Annotated in this window: 1 protein-coding gene; it reads right to left on the bottom strand. The window is 44.1% G+C overall.

The window, feature by feature from the left end; all coding sequences use genetic code 11:
• Positions 1-1,035 (bottom strand): ATP-binding cassette domain-containing protein (locus tag ACE3T3_RS15935; protein WP_374668649.1); only part of this gene is annotated, 1,035 nt, incomplete at both ends.

Raw genomic sequence — 1,035 nt, 5'->3', positions numbered from 1 at the left:
CCATGATTTGATCTGAAATATATTTCACCACTGATAAATCATGTGAAATAAAGATATAACTCAGTCCAAATTCATCCTGTAAATCTTGCAGCAAATTCAGTACTTGGGCTTGTACCGAAACATCCAATGCTGATACCGACTCATCACAAATCAAAACCTCAGGTTTTAAAGTTAGACAGCGGGCAATAGCAATACGTTGACGCTGTCCGCCTGAAAACTCATGTGGATAACGATAAAAAGCCTGTGCAGGTAAGCTCACGCGTTCCAACAAGTCCAAAGCCATCTGTTTGCGTTCAGCATCATTCGCGCCGATATGATGCACCTGCATCGGTTCCATCAGAATCTGCCCGACGGTAAAACGTGGATTGAGTGATGCATAGGGATTTTGGAAAATAATTTGAATCTTGCGTTGATACCGAGCAAACTCTTTTTCTGACATGGCCAAAATATCTTGACCTTCAAACAGCGCTTTTCCTCCCGTCGCCGCCTGTAAACGCATCAGCAATAATCCGATGGTCGTTTTCCCCGAACCAGACTCACCCACCAAGCCCAAAGTCTTGCCTTTTGCCAGTTGGAAACTCACGCCTTTGACCGCTTGGAACTCCTGTTTGCCGAATAATCCTTTACGACTATAAAATGACTTTTTAAGGTCTCGCACATCTAAAATGATCTCTTCTTGGCCAGTTAAGCCGCGAGATCTTTGTTGAAGTGACTCGACATCGATGGTATGCGTTTCAATATAGTCATCACCCTTTTGCTGCATGAAATCACTGATCATGGGCAAACGCATGGGACGTTTGGACAATTGTGGACGGCAGTGTAACAACGCTTTGGTATAGACATCTTGAGGGCGTTCAAGCACATCTTTAACCCTGCCTTGTTCACGAATTTGACCATGCCGCATTACGATTACCTGATCGGCAATTTCCCCGACCAAAGCCAAATCATGGGTAATAAACAGCATCGACATTTGATGCTTCTTCCGCAACGACTCCAGCAAATCTAAAATTTGCTTTTGAATAGTGACATCCAGCG

This window comes from Acinetobacter sp. (assembly GCF_041919735.1).
Taxonomy (GTDB): Bacteria; Pseudomonadota; Gammaproteobacteria; order Pseudomonadales; family Moraxellaceae; genus Acinetobacter.
This window is presented reverse-complemented; position numbering and strand designations above follow the sequence as displayed.